5 protein-coding genes and 1 pseudogene are annotated in these 4,453 nt (G+C 72.1%); 3 read left to right on the top strand and 3 right to left on the bottom strand.

Features of this window, described 5'->3' with window-relative positions; genetic code table 11:
* Positions 1-227: LysR family transcriptional regulator (locus tag GT030_RS08820; RefSeq protein ID WP_161200616.1), on the bottom strand; the 227-nt coding region annotated here is incomplete at its 3' end.
* A 110-nt stretch (positions 228-337) separates the two neighbouring features.
* Between GT030_RS08820 and GT030_RS08815 the strand changes: the two genes are divergently transcribed.
* The gene (locus GT030_RS08815; RefSeq protein WP_161200615.1) at positions 338-1,594 is read left to right on the top strand and encodes an MFS transporter; all 1,257 of its coding nucleotides are present in this window, start codon (positions 338-340) and stop codon (positions 1,592-1,594) included.
* Here the strand turns inward: GT030_RS08815 and GT030_RS08810 are convergent.
* Entirely contained in the window at positions 1,530-2,003 is a 474-nt protein-coding gene (locus tag GT030_RS08810; protein WP_161200614.1) for a universal stress protein, read from the bottom strand. The genes GT030_RS08815 and GT030_RS08810 overlap by 65 nt on opposite strands.
* 152 nt (positions 2,004-2,155) lie before the next feature.
* Here GT030_RS08810 and GT030_RS08805 point away from each other — a divergent pair, with 152 nt between their 5' ends.
* Complete coding sequence (locus tag GT030_RS08805; protein WP_161200613.1) at positions 2,156-2,992, top strand: polysaccharide deacetylase family protein; 837 nt, start codon at positions 2,156-2,158, stop codon at positions 2,990-2,992.
* Positions 2,993-3,018: 26 nt separating this feature from the next.
* Here GT030_RS08805 and GT030_RS08800 read toward each other — a convergent pair whose 3' ends face one another.
* Positions 3,019-3,708, bottom strand: coding sequence for a class F sortase (locus GT030_RS08800; RefSeq protein WP_161200612.1), 690 nt, complete (start codon positions 3,706-3,708; stop codon positions 3,019-3,021).
* A gap of 313 nt (positions 3,709-4,021) precedes the next feature.
* Between GT030_RS08800 and GT030_RS35545 the strand changes: the two are divergent.
* Positions 4,022-4,453: pseudogene (locus GT030_RS35545) on the top strand (hypothetical protein); the annotation flags it as partial.

The following is a 4,453-nucleotide window of genomic DNA, read 5'->3' as shown; positions in this document are numbered from 1 at the left end:
TCCTCGGCCAGCAGCAGCGCCCGCGCGTGCGGCAGGAACGCCCGCCCGTCCAGCGTCGGTTCGGCGCCCCGCGCGGTCCGGGTGAACAGCCGTACCCCGAGGTCCCGCTCCAGCGCCGCGATCCGTTTGGAGACGGCCTGCTGCGTGACGGCGAGCACGGCGGCCGCCTCCTGGAACTGCCCCGCGTCCGCCACGGCGACGAAGGTGCGTACGGCCTTGAGGTCCATGGCCGACAGGGTAGCCGTACAACCAGTGGTTGTGCTGAGGTGGAGTTTGGTTGTTTGCTCCCGTGGTATCGCGGCCGATTTCATGACCTCGGTCAACGGGAGGTTGTGCAGTGAAGCTGGGGTCGCGGTTCGGGTGGCTGTGGGCGGCGTACGCCGTGAGCGCGGCCGGGACCTGGCTGGCGTTCGACGCCTTCGCGCTGATCGCCCTCCTCGTGCTGCACGCGGGCCCCGCCCAGGTGGCCCTGCTGGCGTCGGCCGGACCGGCCGTGGGCGCGGTGCTGGCGGTGCCGCTCGGGCCCTGGATGGAGTTCCGCCGCAAGCGACCCGTCATGATCATGACGGACCTGGTCCGGTGTGCCGCCCTGCTCGCCGTGGTCGCGGCCCACTTCCTCGGGGTGCTCGGGTTCGGCCAGCTCCTGGTCGTCTCCATGGTCGTGGCCGCCGCCGACCTCACCTTCACCGCGGCCTCCGGCGCCCACCTGAAAGGCCTCGTGCCGCGCGCCGGGCTGCTCACCGCCACCAGCAGGTTCGAGTCCACCACCTGGACCGCCACCGTGCTCGGACCCCCGCTCGGCGGTGCCGCCGTCGGCCTGTTCGGGCCCGTGGTGACGGTCGCCGCCAACGCCCTGAGCTTCCTGCTGTCCGCCCTCGGCATCCGCGCCATCAAGGGCACCGAGACCGCCCCGGAACGCCCGCCCCGCGACCCTGCGCGCCCGCGCGCCGCCGACCTGCTCGACGGCTGGCGGCACCTGCTCCACAACCCCGAGCTGCGCCCGCTGTTCCTCAACACGGTCCTGGTGAACGGCCTGATCATGGCTCAGGCCACGCCGCTCGCCGTCCTGATGCTCGGCCCGCTCGGCTTCGCGCCGTGGAGTTACGGCCTCGCCTTCGCCGTGCCCTGCCTCGGCGGGCTTCTCGGCTCCCGGCTCGCCCGCCCCCTCGCCGCCCGGTACGGCAGGCGCCGCGTGCTGCTCGCCTCGGGCGTGCTGCGGGCCTGCTGGCCGGTGGGGCTGGCGTTCGTCCGGCCCGGTGTGCCCGGCCTGGTCCTCGTCATGGCGGTCGAGCTGTGCCTGATCACCTGCGCGGGCGTGTTCAACCCGGTGCTCGCAGCCGAGCGGCTGGAGCGCACCCCGGACGACCGGGTGGCCCGTACGCTCTCCGCCTGGTCGGTCTCCACCAGGGCCGGTACGGCCGCGCTGACCGCGCTGTGGGGCCTGCTCGCCTCGCTCACCGGCCCGCGCACCGCCATCGCCGCGGCCGGGGTACTGCTCCTGGCGACCGCGCCGGTGCTGCGGCCCCTCGCTAGGGGACGACGGTCACCGGCCAGCGCCCCGCCTTCACCAGCCGGACCGCCACCGACCCGATGATCCGGTGGCCGGCCTGCTCCGAGGCGCCCACCACCACCGCGTCCGCCTTCAGCTCGTCCGCCGCCTGGACCAGGCCGTTGAAGGGGTCGCCGCGGAAGGTGTGGAACTCCCAGCGCACCTCGAATATCCCCTTCACCCGCTCCGCCGCCTCCCTGATCTGCGCGATCAGGTCCTCCGCGATCTCGTCCGTGGCCTGCGCCACCGGCACCCCGAGCGCCGCCCCGGCCGCCAGCACCGGCTGCACGTACACCACCGCCAGCAGCGCCCTCTGCCGCCGGGCCAGACCGCCCGCGTAGGCGGCCGCCCGCAGCGAGGAGTCGGAGCCGTCCACGCCGACGACGATGACCTTGGGACCGTCCGTGCCCCGCTCGAACCGGTGCCGCTCGTGCTCTGCCTGCTGTTCCGTCACGGCGGTGAGGCTATCGGAAGCCGCCGTTCCGTCCAGTGGACGGGCAGGAGTGCCCCCGGAATCGCGCCGTCACTCGGCCGACCGGGTGTACCGGACCCGCCACACCGGTGTCGGTGCGGTGCGGCGCGGGGCCGGCGGGCGACTGATGGTTCATGGAGAAGGATCAGTTGTTCACACGGCGCCGGATGCTCCTCGGCTCGGCCGCCGTCCTCGGTGCCGCGGGCGCCGGGGGAGCCCTCATGTCGGGCGGCGGCGACCGGGCCGCCCGCACCACCACCGGCCTCGCCGGGCCCCAAGCCCGCCAGGCCCTCAAGCCCTCCGCGTTCCGCCTCCGGCCCCTCATCGGCTCCGGCAGCCCGCACACCGCCCCCGGCAAGCTGAAGGTGCGTCACCAGCCCATCCTGCGCCTCACCGGCAGGGGCAGGAACATGATGCTCACCTTCGACGACGGCCCCCACCCCGACTACACCCCGCACATCCTGGACACCCTCGCCAAGTACGACGTACGCGCGATGTTCTTCGTGTGCGGGGAGATGGCCGTCGACAACAAGGAACTCCTGGCCCGGATGGCCGAGGAGGGACATGTGGTCGGCAACCACACCTGGACCCACCCGCTGCTCACCGAGATGGCCCGGCGCGACATCCGCGACGAGATCGAGCGCACCAGCGATGTCATCGAGGACGCCTACGGGGACCGCCCGCAGTGGTTCCGCGCCCCCTACGGCGCCTGGAACCGGGCCACCTTCCAGCTCGGCGCCGAGATGGGCATGGAGCCGATGGCCTGGACCGTCGACACCACCGACTGGATGACCCCCGGCACGAGCACGGTCGTCAAGCGGGTGGAACAGGGCGCCGCCCCCGGTGTCGTCATCCTCTCCCACGACGCCGGGGGCGACCGGACGCAGAGCGTCCGCGCGATCCGCGAGTACCTGCCCTACCTGCTCGACCACGGCTACCACCTCACCGTCCCGCCCCGCCGCATGACCTAGGGCATGCGGCGCCTGGTCGCGGGGGCTCAGGCTCCCGTGACCAGGCGGGCGAAGACGACCACGTTGCCGTCGTAGCCGTTCTGCTTGGAGAAGCCGCCACCGCAGGTGATCACCCGCAGTTCCGGCGTGCCCTTGGAGCCGTAGACCCGGTCACCGGGGAACTTGCTCTTCTCGAAGACCTCGACCCCGTACACCTCGAACACCGCGGTCCGGCCGTCCTGCCGGGCCACCTCGATCCGGTCGCCCTTCTTCAGCGCGCCGAGCCCATAGAAGACGGCCGGACCCTGGGTGTTGTCGACATGGCCGACGATCACCGAGGTGCCCTTCTCGCCGGGGGAGACCGCGCCGGTGAACCAGCCGGCCAGGTTCGGGTCCTCGGGCGGGGGCGCGCCGACCCAGCCGTCCGCGTCCAGGCCCACCGGGGTGACCGGGGCGTCGACCTGGATCGCCGGGATACGGACCCGGTCCGCGGGGGAGAACGACAGGCCGGCCGGGACCGAGGCGGGCGCCGGCCCTTCGACGCTCGGTGCGGACCTCGTATCGGGGGCCGGGGCGGCGGCCGCCGCGGGTTGCGGGGGGCCCACGTCGAACTCGCCGGACCCGTTGCGGATCAGCGCCACACCGGTCAGCAGCACGAGCGCCAGTACGCCCCAGGGGGCGCGTCGCCTGCGCCGCTCCTCCCGTTCGCTCCACTCCGCCAGCTCGGACGCAGACATTCGCCATCCCCTCTCGACGCGGCTGTCACCACGTCCGTCGCGCATGGGAAAACGCTAAGTCCCGCGCGGACGGGCGGCGACGGGGCGGCGGGCGAACGGGTGGCGGTCCCGCTTTCCGGTGCGCCATCCGAGTTGCAGAGCGGAGAGAATTTCTGACGGGGTGTGACCTGCGGCGATATCCGATTGTGCGGTTGTCGGACAGGAGGGGTGCTCACCAGGACGGACCAGTCTCGACATGCGGGCGTGTTCCTTGCGCCGGAGGGTTCTGTCGGGAGGTGCTTTTCTCGCCGATCGACCGGGGACCGGCCCCGGCGTGCCTCTCGCGGAGGAACACATGCGTAACCAACGTGCCTTGGCGGTCACGTGCGCCGCGATCGCCGTGGTCGGTCTCGCCGTCCCCGTCGCCGTCGCGGATGGCATGGGCAACGGGAACGGCACCACCACCGTCACGGGCGTCAGCCCGAACGTCGGGGTCTTCAACGGGAACGGCAACTTCAACGGCAACTTCAACAACGGCATCGGGAACTTCAACGGGAACGGCAATTTCAACGGGAACGGGAACTTCAACGGGAACGGGAACTTCAACAACAACGGGAACTTCGGGAACGGCAACGGGCACGGAAACCTCGGGAACGGGAACGGGCGGGGCAACGACAACTTCGGGAACGGCAACGGCAACCGGGGCAACGACAACTTCGGGAACGGGAACGGCCGGGGCAACGACAACTTCGGCAACGGGAACGGG

This window comes from Streptomyces sp. SID1328 (assembly GCF_009865595.1).
In the GTDB taxonomy this organism is placed as follows: domain Bacteria; phylum Actinomycetota; class Actinomycetes; order Streptomycetales; family Streptomycetaceae; genus Streptomyces; species Streptomyces griseoluteus.
This window is presented reverse-complemented; position numbering and strand designations above follow the sequence as displayed.

What these genes read in the sequence shown, in the direction of transcription:
- GT030_RS08800 (WP_161200612.1), bottom strand. Translation starts at nt 3,708, where the DNA reads ATGTCTGCGTCCGAGCTGGCGGAGTGGAGCGAACGGGAGGAGCGGCGC.
- GT030_RS08805 (WP_161200613.1), top strand. Translation starts at nt 2,156, where the DNA reads ATGGAGAAGGATCAGTTGTTCACACGGCGCCGGATGCTCCTCGGCTCG.